20 protein-coding genes and 1 pseudogene are annotated in these 19,989 nt (G+C 67.9%); 15 read left to right on the top strand and 6 right to left on the bottom strand.

Annotation, left to right across the window (positions count from 1 at the left end; all coding sequences use genetic code 11):
* The first annotated feature begins 20 nt into the window (after window positions 1–20).
* From NO364_RS03410 to NO364_RS03395, 4 genes are all read left to right on the top strand, one after another.
* Complete coding sequence (locus NO364_RS03410) at window positions 21–1,334, top strand: aminotransferase family protein (RefSeq protein ID WP_257628528.1); 1,314 nt, start codon at window positions 21–23, stop codon at window positions 1,332–1,334.
* A 49-nt stretch (window positions 1,335–1,383) separates the two neighbouring features.
* Window positions 1,384–1,713 (top strand): 4Fe-4S dicluster domain-containing protein, encoded by a 330-nt coding sequence (locus tag NO364_RS03405; protein WP_157688625.1) that lies wholly within the window; start codon window positions 1,384–1,386, stop codon window positions 1,711–1,713.
* 704 nt (window positions 1,714–2,417) lie between these two features.
* Window positions 2,418–2,663: a hypothetical protein gene (locus NO364_RS03400; protein WP_257628527.1), complete on the top strand. Its 246-nt coding sequence runs from the start codon at window positions 2,418–2,420 to the stop codon at window positions 2,661–2,663.
* Window positions 2,664–2,806: 143 nt separating this feature from the next.
* Window positions 2,807–3,109 carry a DUF8011 family protein gene (locus tag NO364_RS03395; RefSeq protein WP_257628526.1) on the top strand — a complete coding sequence of 101 codons (303 nt, stop codon included), beginning with the start codon at window positions 2,807–2,809 and terminating at the stop codon, window positions 3,107–3,109.
* A 22-nt stretch (window positions 3,110–3,131) separates the two neighbouring features.
* Here the strand turns inward: NO364_RS03395 and NO364_RS03390 are convergent, their stop codons facing one another.
* Complete coding sequence (locus NO364_RS03390) at window positions 3,132–3,464, bottom strand: DMT family transporter (protein WP_257628525.1); 333 nt, start codon at window positions 3,462–3,464, stop codon at window positions 3,132–3,134.
* A gap of 37 nt (window positions 3,465–3,501) precedes the next feature.
* Window positions 3,502–4,713 (bottom strand): outer membrane protein assembly factor BamB family protein, encoded by a 1,212-nt coding sequence (locus NO364_RS03385; protein WP_157688629.1) that lies wholly within the window; start codon window positions 4,711–4,713, stop codon window positions 3,502–3,504.
* A 262-nt stretch (window positions 4,714–4,975) separates the two neighbouring features.
* On the opposite strand from NO364_RS03385, the gene NO364_RS03380 reads away from it, so the two are divergent.
* Window positions 4,976–5,716: a GNAT family N-acetyltransferase gene (locus NO364_RS03380; RefSeq protein WP_157688630.1), complete on the top strand. Its 741-nt coding sequence runs from the start codon at window positions 4,976–4,978 to the stop codon at window positions 5,714–5,716.
* A gap of 7 nt (window positions 5,717–5,723) precedes the next feature.
* Here NO364_RS03380 and tmcA read toward each other — a convergent pair whose 3' ends face one another.
* On the bottom strand, window positions 5,724–7,973 hold the full coding sequence (tmcA, locus tag NO364_RS03375) for a tRNA(Met) cytidine acetyltransferase TmcA (protein WP_257628524.1): 2,250 nt from the start codon (window positions 7,971–7,973) through the stop codon (window positions 5,724–5,726).
* A 132-nt stretch (window positions 7,974–8,105) separates the two neighbouring features.
* Here tmcA and NO364_RS03370 point away from each other — a divergent pair, with 132 nt between their 5' ends.
* The 5 genes from NO364_RS03370 to ndk all read left to right on the top strand — a co-directional run bounded on the left by NO364_RS03370 (window position 8,106) and on the right by ndk (window position 10,485).
* Window positions 8,106–9,044 carry a ring-cleaving dioxygenase gene (locus tag NO364_RS03370; RefSeq protein WP_257628523.1) on the top strand — a complete coding sequence of 313 codons (939 nt, stop codon included), beginning with the start codon at window positions 8,106–8,108 and terminating at the stop codon, window positions 9,042–9,044.
* Window positions 9,045–9,233: 189 nt separating this feature from the next.
* Window positions 9,234–9,596 (top strand): 50S ribosomal protein L7Ae, encoded by a 363-nt coding sequence (gene rpl7ae, locus NO364_RS03365; protein ID WP_157688633.1) that lies wholly within the window; start codon window positions 9,234–9,236, stop codon window positions 9,594–9,596.
* A 6-nt stretch (window positions 9,597–9,602) separates the two neighbouring features.
* Window positions 9,603–9,827, top strand: coding sequence for a 30S ribosomal protein S28e (locus NO364_RS03360; RefSeq protein ID WP_049936843.1), 225 nt, complete (start codon window positions 9,603–9,605; stop codon window positions 9,825–9,827).
* Window positions 9,827–10,024, top strand: a complete 198-nt coding sequence (locus NO364_RS03355; protein WP_157688634.1) for a 50S ribosomal protein L24e — start codon at window positions 9,827–9,829, stop codon at window positions 10,022–10,024. Before NO364_RS03360 ends, NO364_RS03355 begins: the two co-directional genes overlap by 1 nt.
* Complete coding sequence (gene ndk, locus NO364_RS03350) at window positions 10,021–10,485, top strand: nucleoside-diphosphate kinase (RefSeq protein WP_157688635.1); 465 nt, start codon at window positions 10,021–10,023, stop codon at window positions 10,483–10,485. Before NO364_RS03355 ends, ndk begins: the two co-directional genes overlap by 4 nt.
* Here the strand turns inward: ndk and NO364_RS03345 are convergent, their stop codons facing one another.
* Window positions 10,486–11,202, bottom strand: a complete 717-nt coding sequence (locus tag NO364_RS03345) for a helix-turn-helix domain-containing protein (RefSeq protein WP_157688636.1) — start codon at window positions 11,200–11,202, stop codon at window positions 10,486–10,488. It lies immediately after the preceding gene.
* 151 nt (window positions 11,203–11,353) lie between these two features.
* Here NO364_RS03345 and NO364_RS03340 point away from each other — a divergent pair, with 151 nt between their 5' ends.
* The 3 genes from NO364_RS03340 to NO364_RS03330 are packed head-to-tail and all read left to right on the top strand — an operon-like array spanning window position 11,354 to window position 13,788.
* Entirely contained in the window at window positions 11,354–12,757 is a 1,404-nt protein-coding gene (locus NO364_RS03340; protein WP_257628522.1) for a selenium-binding family protein, read from the top strand.
* Window positions 12,758–13,075 (top strand): 2Fe-2S iron-sulfur cluster-binding protein, encoded by a 318-nt coding sequence (locus NO364_RS03335; protein WP_157688638.1) that lies wholly within the window; start codon window positions 12,758–12,760, stop codon window positions 13,073–13,075.
* A complete protein-coding gene (locus NO364_RS03330) occupies window positions 13,072–13,788 on the top strand; it encodes a hypothetical protein (RefSeq protein ID WP_257628521.1) in 717 nt (238 codons plus the stop codon). The genes NO364_RS03335 and NO364_RS03330 overlap by 4 nt, the downstream gene beginning before the upstream one ends.
* Before the next feature lie 68 nt (window positions 13,789–13,856).
* On the opposite strand, the gene NO364_RS03325 is transcribed toward NO364_RS03330, so the two are convergent.
* Both NO364_RS03325 and NO364_RS03320 read right to left on the bottom strand, forming a co-directional pair.
* On the bottom strand, window positions 13,857–15,188 hold the full coding sequence (locus NO364_RS03325) for a hemolysin family protein (RefSeq protein WP_257628520.1): 1,332 nt from the start codon (window positions 15,186–15,188) through the stop codon (window positions 13,857–13,859).
* 126 nt (window positions 15,189–15,314) lie between these two features.
* Window positions 15,315–16,100 carry a TrmB family transcriptional regulator gene (locus NO364_RS03320; protein WP_257628519.1) on the bottom strand — a complete coding sequence of 262 codons (786 nt, stop codon included), beginning with the start codon at window positions 16,098–16,100 and terminating at the stop codon, window positions 15,315–15,317.
* A gap of 230 nt (window positions 16,101–16,330) precedes the next feature.
* Here NO364_RS03320 and NO364_RS03315 point away from each other — a divergent pair, with 230 nt between their 5' ends.
* Together NO364_RS03315 and NO364_RS03310 are read left to right on the top strand one after the other, a co-directional pair.
* Window positions 16,331–18,274, top strand: a complete 1,944-nt coding sequence (locus NO364_RS03315; RefSeq protein WP_157688642.1) for a primary-amine oxidase — start codon at window positions 16,331–16,333, stop codon at window positions 18,272–18,274.
* Between the two features lies 1 nt (window position 18,275).
* Window positions 18,276–19,947: pseudogene (locus NO364_RS03310) on the top strand (ammonium transporter).
* Window positions 19,948–19,989: the final 42 nt, after the last annotated feature.

Raw genomic sequence — 19,989 nt, 5'->3', positions numbered from 1 at the left:
CCCCCTAACGAACGTGAGGTATGGCTCAGCCAACGGCCGAGGCTCGTCCCGACGCAATCCCACACTGGTACGGGGACGACGACGTTATGACGCTCGTCGACGGCGACGGCGTCACCGTCCACGACGACCGAGACAACGCGTATCTTGATTTCGTCTCGCAACTCTACTGTGTCAACGCCGGGCACGGTGAGGAACGGATCGTCGAGGCGATCACCGAACAGGCATCGACCATCCCCTACGTCTCGTCCGCGAAGGGGAGCGACGTACGGTCGATCCTCGCCACCCGGATCGCCGAGGTCGCGCCGGGCGAGCTGAGCGACGTCTTCTTCTCGGTCTCCGGGAGCGAGGCCAACGAGTCGGCCGTCCAGTTCGCCCGGGAGTACACGGGCGGTCGGAAGGTGCTCACACGCTATCAGTCCTACCACGGCGCCACCTACGGGGCGGCGTCGCTGACGGGCGATCCCGAGACGCGAAACGCGATGGGGCGGCAGGTCGAGACGGGCGGCGCGGCGAAGTTCCTCCCGCCTATCGTCCACCGCTCGCCGTTCGACGGCGACACCCCCGAGGCCATCGCGCGCCAGGCCGCCGACCACCTAGAGTACGTCATCCAAAACGAGGGCCCCGACTCCGTCGCGGCGGTCCTGATGGAGCCGGTGGGCGGGACGAGCGGCGCCTACCCCGCCCCGGCGGACTACTGGGAGCGGGTGCGGGAGATCTGTGATCGCTACGACGTCCTGCTGATCGCCGACGAGGTGATCACGGGCTTCGGTCGGTGTGGCGAGTGGTTCGGCATCGAGACCGAGGACGTCGTCCCGGACCTGCTGACCTTCGCGAAGGGAGTTACGAGCGCGTACGTCCCCCTCGCGGGCGTCGTGGCGAGCCCCGAGATCGCGGGTCACCTTCACGACGAGGGCATCGACGTCGGGCAGACCTTCGCCGGTCACCCGGTGGCGTGTGCGGCGGGCGTGGCGGCCATGGACGCCTACGACGACGGCCTGATCGAGAACGCGCGGGCGCGGGGCGACCACCTCGAATCCCGACTCCGCGAACTGGAGACCTACGACGCCGTCGGCGACGTACGGGGACGGGGTCTGCTGTGGGCCGTCGAGTTCACCGACCCCGAGACGGACGAGCCCTTCCATCACCCCTGGGTCGAGTCGGGCGACAACCCCGTCGACGACGTGATCGACGAGGCCGAACGCCAGGGCGTCCTCGTCGGCGGCGGTCGCCCGCGAACGCAGATCATCGTCTCGCCGCCGCTGCCGGTGACCGACGACCAGATCGACACCGCCGTCGACGCCCTCGACGCCGCCGTCGCCGCGGTCTTCGAGTAGGTCGCGCGTTCGGTCGTAGGTTTATCCGTCCCGGGCGCCGAGACGGGGTATGGCCATCGATCCGAACTTCGAGCGGACCCGCGAGCGGGTTGACGAGCGGGACGGCGTCGCCGTCTGGGGTCCCGTCGAACCGCCGGAGAAACGCGGCATCCACGGCACGCACGTCGCCGTCGACTTCGACATCTGTCTCGCCGACGGCGCCTGTCTGGAGGACTGTCCCGTCGACGTCTTCGAGTGGGTCGACACGCCGGACCACCCCGAGAGCGAAATCAAGGCCCACCCGACCTACGAGGACCAGTGTATCGACTGTATGCTCTGTGTCGATGTCTGCCCGGTCGACGCCATCGACGTGGATCCGAGCCGCGAGAACCGCGTCTGAACGACGGGGCGGTCCTGGCTAGGGAGATACTCGGCGCACCGTCCGTTGCCCCCGCGAAGACGCGGGGACGCGTTCCCGTTCGTCTCACTACCGACCAGCGGGGAGCCGAGCCGCTACTCCGCCTCGGTTTCGTCGACCCAATTCGGTCGATCGGGGTCGGCGTCACTCGGGTCGAATTCGTACGTGATCCGGCGAGCCGCCGGGTCATCGCTGGTCGACCTAGCCAGGATGTACGCCGCGTATGACCCCGCAGGGGTGGTCTCCTCCTATGATACGTTCGCTGATCTCACCACGTGCGTATCGGCTGTCGCTCGGACGGTGCCTGACGCGTCCGTGATTCGATACGTTCGCCGTCCGTCGTACCAGCCGGATCGTGGCTCGTAGCGAACCGTCCCGGACGACGGACGGCCGTCGTCCACGTATCCGACGACGAACGTCACGCGGTCCCCCTCCCGACGCTCTCGACCGAGCACCCCGTCCTCGTCGTCGGTGATCCGCCCTCGAAGCTGTCCGGCACGCCCCTCTTCCGTTATCGTGTACCGTCGATAGAGCGTTCCGTCCCTCGGAGCGTAACACTCCTCCGAGACGACGGCGTCCTCTCTGACTTTCCGATACCACGCACCGTCCGAGGCAACGACCCCCTGGAACGCCAGTTTCACCTCCCCCTCTACGGCGATGCTCCCCGTCGCGCTGTACGCGTCCGCGTGTCCGACGGTGAACCGTTCACCGTGAGGGTTCGTGGCGTGGTGGCCGTGGTGAACGGGTACACGACGGGGAAGAGGAGACCGAGACACACCACCAAGATCCCGGCGGTACGGCGCTTCATACTCGTTCCCTGGCGTCGACCGGACGTGACAATCAACCCACCGGATACGACGGAGCTATCGATCGCTGGTGGTGTTCGTTACCGCCGGTACGACGAGCGGCCGGACGGCCGATGTCGTTCCTGAGCGTTCGGCCCGTCCGTTGATCGCCGCTCTCGTCCGTGAACCGTTCAGCTCGTATCGATCCGGTCGGAAGTCGATGCAAGAGGGCGAGCACCGCGGATCACCCGGGCGACGATATTTACGTCGTCGGGAGAGTAGGTGGTTCCGTGCCCTCCAAAGTCGGAACCGTCGTCTTCAGCGAACCCTCCGGTAGACTCCATGCGCTCGTGATGTTCGCTGGCGCGTTCGCCATGTCGAGCATCTACCTCTACTACGACGTTCTACTCGGTGGGTCCTCCCTCAGTTCGCTCGTCATGGCGGTGGGGTTCGTGCTGTCCGGATTGGCCGAGTCCCTTCCAACCGACCGCCGCCGGATCGCAGGCGGACTGCGTGTCACCGCGATTCTCTGGCTGATCGGTCTGCTCGGCCTCACCGTCTTCGCCCCCGACGTCGTTCTCGGTTCTCGGTAGGGAGCGCGCTCGGTTCGCGGGACTAGTGAGCCGACATCCCGGAGACGACGTTGAGACAGTACACGCCGACGACGATGAGACCGAGACCGACGATCCCTGCGACGTCGACCGATTCGTCGAAGGCGACGACGCCGATGGCCGCGATGGCGACGATGCCGATGGCGGCCCACGTTCCGTAGACGACACCGACCGGCAGATCCTCCAGCGCAAGCGAGAGACAGTAAAACGCGACGCCGTACCCGAGGAGGACGCCAAGGCTCGGCAGCGGGCGTGAGAAGCCCTGTGAGAGTTTGAGCGCCGTCGTCCCGATCACCTCGGCGAGAATGGCCGTTCCGAGCACCACGTACGGGTTCATACGACGGGGTCGGTTCCCGGTCCGGTAGTCGTTTCGACTATCGTCGATCCCGTGCGGGCACGTCGCCGATGGCCCCGAGACCGTCGATGTGGGTGGCCGTGAAGAACACGGCCCCGTCGACCAGGACCGGCGGTGACGTCACCTGGTGGTGGAATCCGGGATCGAACGCGTAGTGCCAAGCCAACTCTCCCGAGTCGCGATCGAACGCGCCGATCGTCTCCTTCCCGGGGGCGAATTCGGGGTCGCCGACCGGGAACGCGACCGTTTCCTGCCCGACGCAGATCCCCGGCTTGGACACCGACGTGTCGCGGCGCCACCGTTTTGCTCCGGTTTCGCCGTCGATCGCGGCGGCGCCGAACGAACCGGTGAGGAAGACGGTCCCGTCGTCGACGGCGACCGTCCGGGGGGCCACGGGGTCGGGATCACCGAACGAACGGAGTTCGCGCACCCGGTCGCCGGTCTCCCCGTCGTGGACGACGAGCGTTCGGTCGTCGGAGACGAACACCCCATTCCCGGTCGCGACCGGCGCGGCGGACTCGGGTGCGGACGCGAGTTCGCGCCGCCAGTGGTCCGAGCCGTCCGCCAGCGAGACGGCGACGAGCGACGGCGCTCCGTCGACGTACCCGACGGCGAACACACGCCCGTCGTAGACTGCGGGCGCGTGGGTGAGACGGCCTACCGTGTGGGTTTCCCACCGTTTCTCCCCGTTCGCGGCCCCGAACGCTTCGATACCGATATCGGACGTGACCAGGACGGTCCCGGTGGCTTCGTCGGCGGCGAGCCGTTCGAACCCGTTCGTCGATTCCGTCCAGACCCGCTCGCCCGTCCGGGTATCGAGCGCGACGAGGTCCGTGTCGTACGCCACGATACAGCGATCGCCGACGACGACGGTCCCGTTGTCCCCGCTGGCGTCGAGGGTGGTTCGCCACCGTTCGGTGCCGTCCCGTGCGTCGAGTGCGATGGCGCTCCCGTCGTGGCTGGGATCGAAGTTCGTCGTGTACACCGTCCCGTCGGCGACCGCGGGCTGCCAGCGCGTGAAAGCCTCCGACGTCCACGCCAGGTTCCCCCTCGGTGGTCCGGATGCGTTCGTCGCGTGCGTGTTCGCCCCGTCGGCGCCGTACTGTGTCCACGCTCCGGTGGGCGCGTCCGGCAGGGGCGTATCCGGGTCCGAGGACGGGAGCATCGAGAGACAGCCCGAGAGCACGCTCGCACCGACGACCGTCGTCGACAGGAACGCCCGTCGGTTCATATCACGTCGAACTGCTGGAGACCGGCGACAGTCAGGATGGAAACGACCAGTACGAGCTTCAGTACCCAGGATGGCACGTCTTTCCGGATCCGGAGGGCCCAGTCCATACGGGGGAATGGCCTCTCCGGCTATTATATCCCAAATCGGATTGCAGGTCACGAAACGGAGCCCCGGACGGGCGTCAGCGCACCGGTGCACCTGGCGGACCACGGGATCCGAGCCGTCACGAACGATTAAGTACGGTAGTGTGTAACACGTCATCATGGAACTGACCGAGCAACTGAACTTCGACCACGAGGACCGCCGGGACATCTACGACTACGTCGAGGCACACGGGGAGGTCCGGGCGGACCGGGCACGCCGGGCGCTGAACCTCGATCCGGAGGCCTTCGGTCACCACGTCACCATCCTGCGCCGCGACGGGTACATCCGCCGCGAGGGCGAGACGCTGCGGGTGGCCTACCGGGAGGAGGACGTGGAGGAACACGACGCGGCGGACCTCACCTACACCATCCGGGCGGCCCAGCAGCGGGACCTCTCGGGGTTGATCGGCGTGATCCGGTCGGTGGCCGAGGAGGGGACCTACATCGAAGCGGAGACGGTTGCGGATCTGCTCGACCACGAGGAGGTTATCCTCCGGCACAACGAGGTGCGGTCGCGGATGGTGTTCGTCGCCTGCGTCGACGAGGACGTCGTCGGGTGGGTCCACCTCGACCTGCCCGAGACGGCGAAGTTGGCCCACACCGCGGTGTTGACGGTCGGGCTCCTGCCGACCTACCGCGACCACGGCATCGGGAGCGCGCTGCTCGACCGGGGGATCCGGTGGGCGTGCGAACACGACTTCGAGAAACTGTACAACAGCGTCCCCGCGACCAACGAGGCCGCCATCGAGTTCCTCGAGGCCCACGGCTGGGAGACCGAGGCGGTCCGGGAGGACCACTACCGGATCGGCGACGAGTACGTCGACGAGGTGATGCTGGCGTCGTTCCTCGACTGCGCGTGACCTGCGTTCACTCGTAACGCCGCCGCTCCGCCCGCGCGACGTCCGTCCCGTACCGTTCGACCAGCGGCCGGTACGCCGCCCCGAGCGCCCGCATGCACTCCCGGGTGGAGACGTAGTCGAGGTCGGCCGCGACCCGCTCCCACGACCACCCCTGCAGGGGTTTGCGCACCAGCAACCGCTCGGCCCGGGGGGACAGGTCGACGTCCGGGTCCGTCAGGTGCGCGAGCGCCAGGTCCGCGAAGGCACCGGGCGCGGCGTCGTACAGCCCCGGCCCGAAGGCCGCGGCGGCGACGACCCGCCACTCGTGGGGCGAGAGGTCGGGCGCCGGGGCGGCGTCGGTGGCCCGCAGGACTGCACGCGCCACGTCGGGGTCGAGGGAACGGAGCGCATCCCCCAGCCCGTCGCGCATCCGCCGGGAGAACCGCCGTGCGTGGCGGTCGTGGAGCGCCTCCCCGTCCGGACCGGTCGGTCGCAGCATGACCGCCGAGTGTTCGCCGCTGGCGGCGTTGCGCGTCGTCGAGCAGTGGATCGTCCGGTAGCCGTTCCGCTCCCAGAAGCGGACCAGCCGCGGCGTCGCCCCGTAGCCGACGCCGAACCAGTCCACCTCGTCGTCGAACTCGTCGTGACAGGCAGACAGGAGCCGCGTGCCGAACCCCGCCGAGCGGAGCGCGTGGTGGGTGGCGATCCGCAACACGCGGTAGCCGACCGGCTGCCCCGCCTCAAGGTCGCGGAGCTGGCTCGTCAACACGTCCGGGATCATGTTCCCTCGCACCCGCGCGCCCTCGTACATCGCCTCGCGGCGCGACGCGGGGAGGCCGCCCTCCCGGGCCAGCAGGGCGACGGCGGCGACGTGACCGTCGACCAGCAGCGCCCGGCAGGTGAGGTTGGGGGCGTCGAGCAGGCGGGCCAGGTCGTCGGGCTCCGTCCGGTAGTGGGCGAGCACGAGGAGCCCGAAGGCCTCCCGGAGACGGTGCTCGTCCGCGAGCAGCGTCTCGGGGTCGAGCGCTCGGTAGGTGGCGTCGGCGGGCGTCGCCCCCGCGACGACCTGGTCCACGGCCGGCCGGGCGTCGAGGAGGAGCGCACGGAAGGCCCACACCTCGACGGGGTCGCCGGCAGCGTACCGGATCGGGTCGTCGAGGCGGACGTCGGTCACGGCGCGGTCGCTCGCCGCGAGCCGGTCGCGAAACCGCACGTCGAAGCCGCGGCCGGCCCCCTCGTAGCCGTGGACGGTGGTGACGAAGGCGACGGCGGGGCCGTCGAGGAAGGCTTCGAGGCGTCGAACCGGCAGGGCGGCGGCCTCGTCGACGATCAGAGCGTCGGGGGCGTCGCCCTCGGCACCGACGCCGAGGGAGTCGACGACCGCCGCAGGGTCGCGAAACCGGACCCGCCCGGATGCGGTCGAGAGGCGGCGGCCGTCGTCGTCGCGTTCGACCGCGACGTCGAGGGCGTCGAAAAGCGCCGCCGCGCGGTCGAACACCTCGGCTGCGTTGCGGTAGGCGGGCGCGGTGACGAGGACGTCCCGGCCCTCGGCGGCCAGACAGCCGGCGGCGAGGCCGGCCGTCGCGGACTTCCCCCGCCCCCGGTCGGCCTCGACGACGACGGCGGCGTCGGGGTCCCGGAGGCGTTCGAGCGCCGCCAGGGCCTCGGCCTGGTCGGCCGTGAGACACGCCCGGTAGGCGGCGTCGGGGAAGGCGGCGTCGGTGGGGGTAGTCGGCGTCGACCGGGGCCGCGCCGGCGGCGGATCGGTCAGTCCGTCGCGCTCGACCCGGCCGGCGTCCACGTCGACGACGGCGACGCCGGGGTGGGCGTAGAGTAGGTCGACCAGTCGGCGCCGGAAGCGGCCCGTCACGTCCGAGACGGTGAACGGCGGTACGGCGAGGCGCTCGTCGGCGTCGTCGCGGCGACCCGGCCAGTCGTCGAGCGGCGGCGTGACGAGGACGAGGAGGCCGCCGCCGTCGACGGCCCCGACGACCCGCCCGAGGACGTTCGCCGAGACGCCCGCGTGGGCGTCGAGGACGACGGCATCGCGCGTGGTGCCGAGGAGCCGCGACGCGTGTGCCGGGTCGAGTCGCTCCGCCCAGCTCACGCCCTCGCGGGCGGTGACGACGGTCACGTCGGCGTCGTCGCCGAGCGTGGCGACGGCCGCGGCCGCGGCGTCGAGCCCGGCCGTCCGGTCGCCGGACAGGGTGAGCAGTCGGCGCTCGTTCGCCCGCTCGGCCTCGGCCCGGAGGGGAGCGACGACGCTCGCGAGATCCATGCCCGGCCGTACCCCGGCGGCGACCAAGGGCCTTGCCCTCCCGGCCGGTCGAGGGCGGCCGGTGACGGTCGTGTCACGTGGTGACGTCGCGGTTACGGAGTCGTTAACTCCAGCCGACACGTACGACGGCGTATGCCAGGCGACATCCCGGGAATCCACCACGTCACCGCCGTCGGGAGCGACCCCGCTCGGAACGCACGGTTCTACACCGAAACCCTCGGTCTCCGCCTCGTCAAGCGGAGCGTGAACCAGGACGACACGTCGGTGTACCACCTGTTCTACGGCGACCACGGCGGCTCCCCGGGGACCAGCATGACCGTCTTCCCGTACCCGAACGCGCGGCCCGGGCGGGTGGGCAACGGACAGGCGAGCGCCGTCGCGTTCCTGATCCCGGGCGACGCCGTCGACTACTGGGTCGACCGACTCGGCGCCGAAGGCGTCGACGCCGACGAACCGCGGGAACGGTTCGGCGACGTCGTGATCCCGTTTCGCGACCCCGACGGTCTGCCGCTGGAACTGGTGGCGCGGGCCGACGCCCCGGCGGGGGACCCTCCCGAGGGACCGGTACCCGCCGACCACGCGATCCGGGGTTTTTTCGGCGTCACCCTCTCGCTTTCCGACGCCGACCGGACGGCGACGCTGCTGGAGACGATGGGCTTCGAGGCGGCCGGCGACGAGGGCGACCGGCGGCGCTACGTGGCCGACGGCGACCTCGGCTACGTCGTCGACGTCGTCGAGGATCCGGACGCGCGGAGCGGCCGGCCCGGCGCGGGGACGGTCCACCACGTCGCCTTCCAGGTGACCCAGGCGACCCAGCCGGAGTGGCGGCAGGTCCTCATGGACCACGGGCTGCGGCCGACGGAGATCATCGACCGCAAGTGGTTCGAGTCGGTCTACACGCGGACGACCGGCGGCGTCCTCTTCGAGTACGCGACGGAGGAACCGGGATACACGGTCGACGAGGACCTCGAACACCTGGGGGAGCGTCTCGTGTTGCCCGAGTGGCTGGAGGGGCGCCGCGACGAAATCGAAGCGTCGCTGCCGCCGCTGGAACTGGACGAACTCGCGTAAGCCACCTACCGTGTGCCGCCCTCACACTGCCTCTCGGCTTTGAAAGCGCTTTTATGGGGTCCCCTGCTAATCGCTCGTACAGCCTGCCCGCGGTTGATGATGCGCCTCCCCATCAGGGAACTCCGGCGGCCGGCGGCCGGCCGCCACGGCTGGTGAGGTGCGCGAGCCGACGGGTGGGAGGTACAAATCATGTCAGTTTACGTCAATTTCGATGTTCCGGCGGACCTCGCCGAAAGCGCCATCGAGGCGCTCGAAGTAGCGCGAGACACCGGTAGTGTCAAGAAAGGAACCAACGAGACGACGAAGGCGGTCGAACGCGGCAACGCCGACCTCGTCATTATCGCGGAGGACGTCCAACCCGAAGAGATCGTGATGCACCTGCCCGAACTCGCCGACGAGAAGGGCATCCCCTACGTCTTCGTCGAGACACAGGACGACGTCGGTCACGCGGCGGGGCTCGAGGTCGGGAGCGCCGCGGCCGCCATCGTCGACGCGGGCGACGCCGAGGAACAGGTCGAAGACATCAGCACCAAGGTCGAGGACCTCCGGTAAGCGACCATGAGCGCCGAAGAGAGTGCCAGCGACTCGATGCCCGCCGAGGTAATCGAGATCGTCGGCAAGACCGGCATGCACGGCGAAGCCATGCAGGTCAAATGTCGCATCCAGGAGGGATCGAACCAGGGTCGAATCATCACGCGCAACGTGCTGGGCCCCGTCCGCGAGGGCGACGTGCTCCAGTTGCGCGAGACACAGCGCGACGCCGACTCCATCGGAGGGCAGTAATGGTCGATACACGCACCTGTGACTACACGGGCGAAGAGATCGAACCCGGTACGGGGACCATGTACGTCAGGACGGACGGCACGATCCTGCATTTCGTGGACTCCAAAGCCGAGAAGAACTACTTCCTCGGGCGCGAGGCCCGCGACCTCGAGTGGACCGAGGACGGGCAGGCGGCCGGCGGCCAGGGTGAGGAATGAGCGACGCCGAGCGCACCTTCGTGATGGTCAAACCCGACGGGGTCCAGCGCGGCCTCATCGGCGAGATCATCTCGCGGTTCGAGGACCGCGGCCTCAAGCTCGTCGGCGCGAAGTTCATGCGGATCTCCGACGAACTGGCCCACGAACACTACGGCGAACACGAGGGCAAGCCCTTCTTCGACGGCCTCGTCGACTTCATCACCTCCGGCCCGGTGATGGCGATGGTCTGGGAGGGACAGGACGCCACTCGGCAGGTCCGTAACATGATGGGCGAGACCGATCCCGCGGAGTCCGCACCGGGCACCATCCGCGGCGACTTCGGCCTCGACCTCGGTCGGAACGTCATCCACGGCTCCGACCACGAGGACGAGGGCGCGAACGAGCGCGAGATCGACCTCTTCTTCGACGAGGACGAACTCGCCGACTACGAGAAGGTCGACGAGACCTGGCTGTACGAGTAGCTACGTCTCGCCGAGATAGCCCGTGACGAGTCGTTCTTCCGCCCGACGCAGCCGGTAGGAGAGCGTCGACCGCGGTACGTCCAGATTCCCCGCCAGCTCGTCGAGCGTGATTTCGCGTGGCGTCCGGTAGTAGCCGTGATCGAGAGCGGCCCGCATCGCCCGTCGCTGATCCGGAGGGAGCGAGACCGATCCCAACGAATCGTGTCCCCACTCTTCGGCCTCGCCGAGATGACTCATGTGAAAGGAGAGCCCGGATCGCAGATTCGCGCTCAGGGCGTCGTAGAGCAGACCCACCTTCTCGTCCGACTGCAGGAAGATGCGCCAGCGATGTCGTGCCTCCCGTCGTGTGGTACAGAAGAGCGACCCGCTGGGTAAATATCGAGCCGAGAGCGTCTGGACGGAGTCGCCGTCCTCGATTCCGTCGAGGTGCGTGTAGATCACCCGCTCGTCCTCCGAGCGGTCCAGCACGTCGTGGGTCCGCGTGGCCGTACAGTTCGTCTCGGTCACCGACGCCGTCCGGACCGTCTCGTCGAGGCGGAGTCGTTCGACCGAATCGAGCGCCGCCGTCGGGCCGGTCAGTCGCTCGACGCGCCAGAAACTGTCCTCGGTCACGCAGCCGTGCAACGCCTCGCCGACGAGTGTCGGATATTCGATGAACACGTCCATCACCGGATCGGCACCCGTCTCGTAGACGATATCGAACGCGAACTCGCGCATCATCTACCCTCCCGGCCGTCGTGGGACACCGCTAACACACCCCGTGGTACGCCGGCCAGCCCATAAGACTTCTCGAAGGCTGACCGACACGTGTTGTCGCTCGACAACTCAATCATTATTTATGTTCGTACAGTGTATGATAGTGTCTGGCATGAGCACTGACGAACCCAGCGGCACGGCAGAGGAGCACGGACACGAACACCACGAGGTCGAAGGACCGGGGTATCCGACGCCTGGGGCGATGCGGACCGAGTCGGAGCGCGAGAAGACCGCCTTCGTCATCGCACTCCGTGTCGGGATGGACGTCGACGGCTCCGACTTCATCGGCGTCGTCGACCTCGACCCCGAATCGGACACGTACAGCGAACTGGTCGACACCGTCGAGATGCCGAACAAGGGCGACGAACTCCACCACTTCGGCTGGAACACCTGTTCGTCGTCGTGTCACACCGAGGGGCTGATGCGTGATCACCTCATCGTCCCCGGACAGCGGTCCTCCCGTATCCACATCCTCGACGCCGAGGATCCGCGGAACATGGAGATCGAGAACGTCATCGAGCCCGAGGAGATCTTCGAATACGACCTCTCGGCACCCCACACCGTCCACTGCGTGCCGGGAGGGAAGGTCGTCATCAGTATGCTCGGGGACGCCGACGGCGAACTCCCCGGTGGCTTCCTCCAGTTGGACCAGAGCGACTTCTCCATCGACGGCCACTGGGAAGCCGACCGCGGCGACATGGAGATGAACTACGACTACTGGTACCAGCCCCGCCACAACGTGATGATCTCGACGGAGTGGGCGGCGCCGAAGACCTACTACCCCGGCTTCGACCTCGACGACGTCGAGGAGGGCAAGTACGGCGACAGCATCCACATCTGGGACTGGGAGAACAAGGAACACCAGCAGACCCTGAACTTCGGCGAGGAGGGGCAGATTCCGCTGGAGATCCGGATGCCCCACGACCCCGAGGAGACGCAGGGCTACGTCGGCGCGGCGCTCTCCTCGAACATCCTTCGTTTCTGGGAGGAGAGCGACGGCCACTGGGAGTGGGAGAAGGTCATCGACGTCGAGTCCCGCGAGCACCCCGACTGGGACATGCCCGTCCCCGGTCTCGTGACGGACATCGTCCTCTCGCTCGACGATCAGTACCTGTTCTTCTCGAACTGGCTGCACGGCGACATGCGGATGTACGACGTGAGCGACTTCGGCAACCCTCGACTGGTCGACCGGATCTGGGCCGGCGGCAACTTCAGCGACCGACAGGAGGTGCAGGGGACGGAGATCCGGGGAGCACCCCAGATGCTCCAGCTCTCGCGCGACGGCAAGCGCGTCTACTGGACCACGTCCCTGTTCTCCTCGTGGGACAACCAGTTCTACCCCGACATCGCCGAGGAGGGGTCGGTGATGCTGAAGGCGGACGTCTACCCCGACGAGGGACGGATGGAACTCGACGAGGACTTCCTCGTCGACTTCGGCGACGCCCCGGGCGGCCCGGCCCGCGCCCACGAGATTCGCTGGCCCGGCGGGGACTGCACCAGCGACGTCTGGCAGTAGATGTCCCACGAGGTCACCCTGGAGTGGCGTGACGGACAGGACGCGACGGTCGACGTCGCCGAGGGCGAGACGGTGATCGACGCGACCGAGCGTGCGGGACTCGGCGTCCCCTACGGCTGTCTGTACGGTGCCTGTGGCACCTGCACCGGCCGGCTGCTGGACGGCGACCTCGTTCACGTCGAACGCCCCCGGGGATTGAAACCCAAACACCGGCGCGACGGCTACGTCCTGCTCTGTGTGGCCGAACCGCGCTCGGACTGTCGAATCGAAGTCGGTGCCGAGATTCAGGCGGACCTCGTTCCGAACCCGTGGAAATGAACCGCACCCCCCGTCGCGTGGTGGCCGTCAGCCTCGCGAGCGTTGCCCTCTCGACGCCCGTCGCCGCACACGGCGTCGGGACCGCCGCGGCGGGCCTCGACTTCCCGCTCGTCGTCGCTGCCTCCGTCGGCGCCAGCCTGTTCGGTGGCGTCCTCGTCCTCGCCGTCGCCGGTCGGTGGAACGTTCCGGTTCGGCGTCTCGTCCACCCGTTGCTCGTCGTCCTCGGCGGCCTCTCGGTCGCGCTGGCCCTCGACAGGGTCCCGGCGAGTGCGGTCCTCGGCGTCACCGCCGGCGTGGGACTCGCGGCCATCGCCCGGCGGCGTACCCTCACGGACTGTGGCAGCTGTGCGGACGCCGCGCTGGGGGCCGTGACGCTCCACCGCGGCCTCGAAGGTGTCGCCCTCGCCACCCTCTACGTCGCCGACGCGGCCCTCGGTGTCGCGGGTGCGGCCGTCCTCGCGGTCCACGCCATAGCGGAGACAGCCGCAATCGGCTCGCTCTACGCTCCCACCCGCCGGTACGCACTCGGGGCCATCTGTCTCCTCCAGGTCGGATTCGTCGGCGGCGTAGCCGCGGGATGGGGCGTCGTCGACGCCGTCCCCGTGGCGCTGGAGGCGGGACTGCTAGCACTCGTCGGTGGCGTTCTCCTCGCCGTCGGCGCTCGGGAGGGGTATCTCCGCTACGCCGGGCGGCGGTCGGCCGTCACGGGCTGAGTCGATGCCGAGGGCGCCCGACTCCGAGACGTTCCCGCTGCTCGTCGCTGGGGCGGGCGCCCGCCGGCTCACTCGTCGGCCGACTCGGCGTCCCGTTCGTGGATCCGAACCGTCGAGATCCGGGTGCCGTCGACGCCGGTCACCTCGACGACGCGTCCCGCAATCTCGACGCGGTCGCCGGTTTCGGGCGCACGGTCGATTCGGCTGAGTACCACGCCGCCGATCGTTTCGACCGCCCCGTGCTCGATGTCGACGTCGAGGACGTCGTTGACCGTCGCGATGGCGACGCCGCCGTCGGCGTCGTACCCGCCGTCACCTCGACGGCGGATCGCCGGTTCGCGCCCGTCGACGTCGAACTCGTCGCGCAGGTCGCCGACGACGGCCTCCACGACGTCCTCGATCGTCGCGATCCCCTCGAACGATCCCCACTCGTCGATCACGGCGGCCATCTGGCGGTGCTCCCCCCGGAACTGCAACAGGAGGTCGTTGATCGCCGTCGTCTCGGGCACGACGATGACCTCCCGTGCGATGTCGCCGGCCGTCGCCGCCTGGTCCTCGGCGTCTTCGCCCGCGTACAGTACGTCCTTGACGTCGACGAACCCGACCACCTGGTTCGGGTCGTCGGCCTCGACGACGGGGTAGCGCGTGTGACCCGACTCGAAGACGGTCTCGCGGAGGTCGGACAGCGTGGCGTCGGCCGGCACGCTCACCACGTCCGGCCGCGGAACCATGACCTCCCGCACGGTGGTGTCGTCGAGTTCGAACACGCGCTCGATCATCGCCACCTCCTCGACGTCGATGTCGCCCTCCTCGCCGGAGCGGGCGAGGACCCGTCGGATCTCGCGCTCGCCGAGCGTCTCGTCGGACTCGGAAGCCGGCGGCACGCCGAGCAACTGCGTGAACGCGTTGGCCGCCCCGTTGAAGACGACGATGCCCGGATAAAAGAGGAGATAGAAGAACTTCATGGGCGGTGCGAGCAACAGCGAGAGCCGCTCGGTCCGGGCGATGGCGAACGTCTTCGGGGCGAGTTCGCCGAAGACGACGTGGAGGAACGTGATGATCGCGAAGCCGATACCGACGGCGACGAGGTGGACGAGCGTCGCGGGGAGGACCGACCCGAGGGCGGGCTCGATGAGCGACGCGATGGCCGGTTCGCCGGCCCACCCGAGTCCCAGCGAGGCGAGGGTGATCCCGAGTTGCGTCACCGCGAGGTAGTTGTCGAGGTCGGTCATCACGTCCTGGAGGGCCTTCGCGCCGGGGGTTCCGTCGGCGACGAGCTGTTCGACGGACGTGGCCCGAACCCGAACGAAGGCGAACTCCGCGGCGACGAAGAGCCCGTTCAACACCACGAGGACCAACGCGACGAGGAGCCGTCCGACGGAGAGAGCGAACTCTACCATCGACGGTCCCGGTAGCCGGCGGCGTTCGTGTTCGGCGTATCCATACCGGCATGTCCCCGGGGAGTCACTAAAAACGTCGCTGCCACGTGATCGGTGACGGCCGGGACACGGTGAGGGCAGTCCGTCTCAGGACATCGGTTCGCCGTCGTCCCACAGGAGGTCGAAGAGTTGCGAGAGCGTCGCGTAGAGGTGGGGGCTCGTCGTCGAGATACCGACGTATCCGTCGTCGTTCGGCGCCTTGAACGCCAGGAGGACGTTCTCGCCGTCGTACGTGTAGAGCCGTCCGCGGATGTCTTGGACGAACCGGAGTTCCATCATCCCCGCCACCCGGTCGCCGACCGCGGGGTCGAGGTCGCGCTCGTCCGAGACGAGTGCGCGGATCCCGACACCCGCCTCGGCTTTCTCGCCGAGGAGTTCGGCGTGGTGGTTGGCGATTCGCTCGAAACTCTCCGGTGTCGTGATCATGAGCATCTCGTCGGTGGCGGAGTCGGCCAGCCGTTCGAGCTTCTCGAGGATGTGGTGGCGGTTCGGATACGACCAACTGATGTCCACCTCGTCGTCGCGCTCCTGTCCGTAGTCCGCTTCCTCGACGGCGTCAAGGAAGTCGTTGCCGAGCCCCTGAATCTCGTCGAGTTTGCGGACGTGCTCCCGGCGCTTGAAATCGCGGAACTGCGACACTGCCTGGTTCGGATCGACCGGACCGAACTTCTTCGGGCGGCCCTCCTGGACGACGACGAACCCCTTGGCGTTGAGCGAGTCGAGCACGTCGTACACGCGCGACTGCGGGACGCCGGTGAGCGAGGTAATCTCCTTGGCCGTCGACGTGCCGCCGCGCAACAGGCCCACGTACGTCGCCGCCTCGTACTCCGACAATCCCATCTCCCGCAGGTAGATCTCCGGCTCGGAGCTCACACGGGTCACTCGACTCCCGACCCACTTGCCTGTTGTCCCCAGCGACGCCGACGATCGAGAATATAATTGTGTTAATATAACTTGTATTCACCACTGGGGAGTGGTGAAGTAGATATAATACCTTCAGACCGGGTGCTTTTCACCGTGGAGAAAGCCATGTTCGACTACCAAGACCGAAAAAAGAAAAAAGTACGAACACCAAAAACCGGGCTCAGTTTGAGGTTCGAGTAATGGCGGTGGATCTCAACGAGACGAGCGTCTCGCATCCGCTCGATCCCCTGACGACGGACGAAATCGCCGCAGCCACCGACATCCTCGAAGCCGAGTGGGACGTCGACGACGACGCGGTGTATCACAACGTCGTCCTCGACGAACCCGAAAAGGAGTTCGTCCGAGCCTTCGAGGAGGGCGACCACTTCGACCGCGAGGCGTTCCTCATCGTCCGGCAGGACGGTGAAACCTACGAGGCGAGCGTCTCGATAACCGGCGAGGAACTGCTCGAGGTGACACACATCGAGGACGTTCAGCCCGCGATCACGCCCCCGGAGGTCGACCAGGCCGAACAGGTCGTGATCAACGATCCGGACTGGCAGGAGGCGGCGGCCAAACGGGGCGTCGAGGACTTCGACCTCGCCATCGTGGATCCGTGGCCGGCGAGTGGGTTCGAGCCGGAGGAGTACGACGACCGGCGTCTCGTCCGCGCCATCTCCTGGATCCGGACCGAGGAGGAGGACAACGGCTACGCCCGTCCCATCGAGGGCCTGTTCGCCTTCGTCGACCTCGACGAGATGGAGGTCGTGAAGATCGAGGACAACGGCGTCGTCGACGAGGACAGCCCGCTGCCGTCCGAGGACGCCGACTTCCGGGCGGATCGGGTCGACACGCGGAACGACTTCAAACACCTCGACGTCGTGCAGCCCGAGGGGCCGAGCTTCGAGGTGGAGGGTCAGACCGTCGAGTGGCTCGACTGGGAGTTCCAGGTCGGCTGGACGCCCCGCGAGGGACTCGTCTTCCACGACGTTACCTTCGAGGACGAGGGCGAGAAGCGGAAGGTGCTCCACCGCGCCTCCGCCTCGGAGATGGCGGTCCCCTACGGCGACAGCGACCCCAACCACTCCTGGAAGGAGGCGTTCGACATCGGTGAGTTCCACGTCGGGCGGATGGCGAACGTGCTGACCGAGGGCTGTGACTGCCTCGGCGAGATGCACTACTTCGACGTGGCCATGAACGACACCAACGGCGATCCGAAGACGATGCCGAACGCCATCTGTATGCACGAGGAGGACGACGGCGTCCTCTGGAAGCACACGGAGTGGCGCAAAGAGCACACCGAGGTCCGGCGGCGCCGGCGCCTCGTCATCTCCTTCATCGCCACCGTCTACAACTACGACTACGGGTTCTACTGGTACTTCTACCCCGACGGCTCCATCGAAGGGGAGGTCCGTCTCACGGGCATCGACTCCAACGGGATGGTGCCCGCCGACGAGGACGCCACGGACACCAACGGCGAGTACGAACTCGTCGCGCCGCAGGTCAAGACGTCCATCCACCAGCACCATTTCAACTTCCGGCTGGATTTCGACATCGACGACACGCCGAACCGGGTGAAGGAAGTCCACAACGAACCCGTCGGCAGCGACCGCAAGAAGGGGTTCAAGGCCAAGGAGACGATCATGGGGTCCGAGATGGAGGCCCGTGACGACATCGACCCGTTGAACGGCAAGTACTGGCGGGTCGAGAGCACGGAGACGACGAACTCCTACGGCCGACCCTGTGGCTACAAGCTGGAGCCACACACCAACGTCAACTCGCCCGCGAGGTCCACCTCCAGCACCAAAAAGCGGGCCGGGTTCATCCAGAACAACTTCTGGGCCACCCAGTACGACGAGGACGAACGGTTCGCGGCCGGCGATTACCCCAATCAGAACGACGAGACGACGGGGCTGTCCGAGTGGACCGAGAAGGATCGCGACCTCGACGGCGAGGACGTGGTCTGCTGGTACACTCTCGGCGTCAACCACGTCACGCGTGCGGAGGACTGGCCGGTCCTGCCCGTCGAGATCGCGAGCTTCCACCTCAAACCGGAGGGCTTCCTCGACAGCAACCCCTCCATCTCGCTGCCGCCGGAGCCGTGTCACACCGAACACGACCTGACGTCGGTAGGTGACGACTGAGATGTCGGTCATACTACAGGCCGATCCGGAGGTCATCGCCGAGGGGGTCAACCTTCTCTGGGTGATGGTCGCGACCTTCCTCGTGTTCTTCATGCACGCCGGCTTCGGCATGCTCGAATCGGGACAGGTGCGCTCGAAGAACGTCGCCAACCAGTTGACGAAGAACGTTCTCACGTGGGGGATCGGCGTCCTCGCGTACTTCATCGTCGGCGTCGGCGTGTCCGCCATCGTCGCCGGGGTCACCTCCGGCGGCGGCTTCTCCGCGCCGTTCGCCCACTACGGTGCCGGCTCGACGGCGTGGGCGAGTATCCTCTTCGGTGCCGCGTTCTCGATGGTCGCGGCGTCCATCGTCTCGGGCGCCGTTGCCGAGCGCGCGCAACTCCGCGGCTACCTCGTGTTCACCGTCTTCGTCGGCGCGCTCATCTACCCGGTCGCGACGGGACTGACCTGGGGCGGTGGCTTCCTCGCCACCCTCGGCTTCCAGGACTTCGCCGGCGCGGCGGTCGTCCACATGACCGGCGGGGTCTGTGGCCTGGTCGCCGCGTACATGGTCGGCCCGCGGGTGGACAAGTTCAACGACGACGGCTCCGCGAACGTCATCCCCGGCCACTCGCTGCCCTACGCGATCCTCGGGACGCTCATCCTGGCTTTCGGCTGGTACGGGTTCAACGTCGGGACCGCCGTCAACGTCTTCCAAGTCACCGACGCCGGCGAACTCGCCCTCGCCGACTACGCGTACGCCGGCCGCGTCGCGATCAACACCGCGCTGGTCATGGGGACCGGCAGTATCGGTGCCGCGGCGGTCAGCGTCCTCCGGAGCGGCAAGGTCGACAGCCTCATGACGGCCAACGGGCTGCTGGCGGGGCTCGTCAGCGTCTGTTCCATCGCGGCCGTGGCGAGCTGGCAGGCGACGCTCGTCGTGGGCTTCCTCGCCGGCGTGCAGGTCGTCCTCGTCTTCGACCTGCTGGAGAAGTTCGGCATCGACGACGTCTGTGCCGTCTTCCCGGTCCACGGCTCCGCCGGCGCGCTGAGTGCGCTCGCGTATCCCTTCGTCGACACCACGTCGGCGTTCTCGGTTTCCCAGCTCGGCGTGCAGGTCGCCGGCATCGTCGTCCTCGCGCTCTGGGCGGGAGTGATCACCTTCGTCATCTACGGCCTGCTGAAGGCCCTGGGCTGGGCGCGGGTGAGCGACGAACACGAACGCGAGGGGCTCGACTCCTCGGAGCACGGCATCGTGACCTACCCCGAGTTCGGCGACAACTCGGTCGGCACCGCGCCGGGACGGACGCCCGAAACGGCGACCGACGGCAGTGGGGTCTCCGACGATGACTGAGGTCGAGATGGTGATCGCCTACATCCGTCCCGACAAACTCGGGGCGGTGAAACAGGCGGTCGCCGAGGCCGGTGCGCCCTCGATCACCGTCTCGAACGTCTCCGGCCGCGGCTCCCAGCCCGCGAAGAAAGGCCAGTGGCGTGGCGAGGAGTACTCCGTCGACCTCCTCCAGAAGACCAAAGTCGAGTGTGTGGTCGCCGACGTGGACGGCTCGGACGTCGCCCACGCGATCCGCGACGCGGCACACACCGGCGAACCCGGCGACGGCAAGATCTTCATCCTGCCTGTCGAGGACGCCATTCAGGTCCGCACCGGCAAGGAGGGCAACGAGGCGGTCTGACACCGTCCGCGACGCCCGCATCGCCCCACGACCACACTCCTC

This window comes from Haloplanus salinarum, assembly GCF_024498175.1.
Taxonomy (GTDB): Archaea; Halobacteriota; Halobacteria; order Halobacteriales; family Haloferacaceae; genus Haloplanus; species Haloplanus salinarum.
Note: the sequence above shows the minus strand (reverse complement) of the source record. Positions and strands in the feature narration are given on the sequence as shown.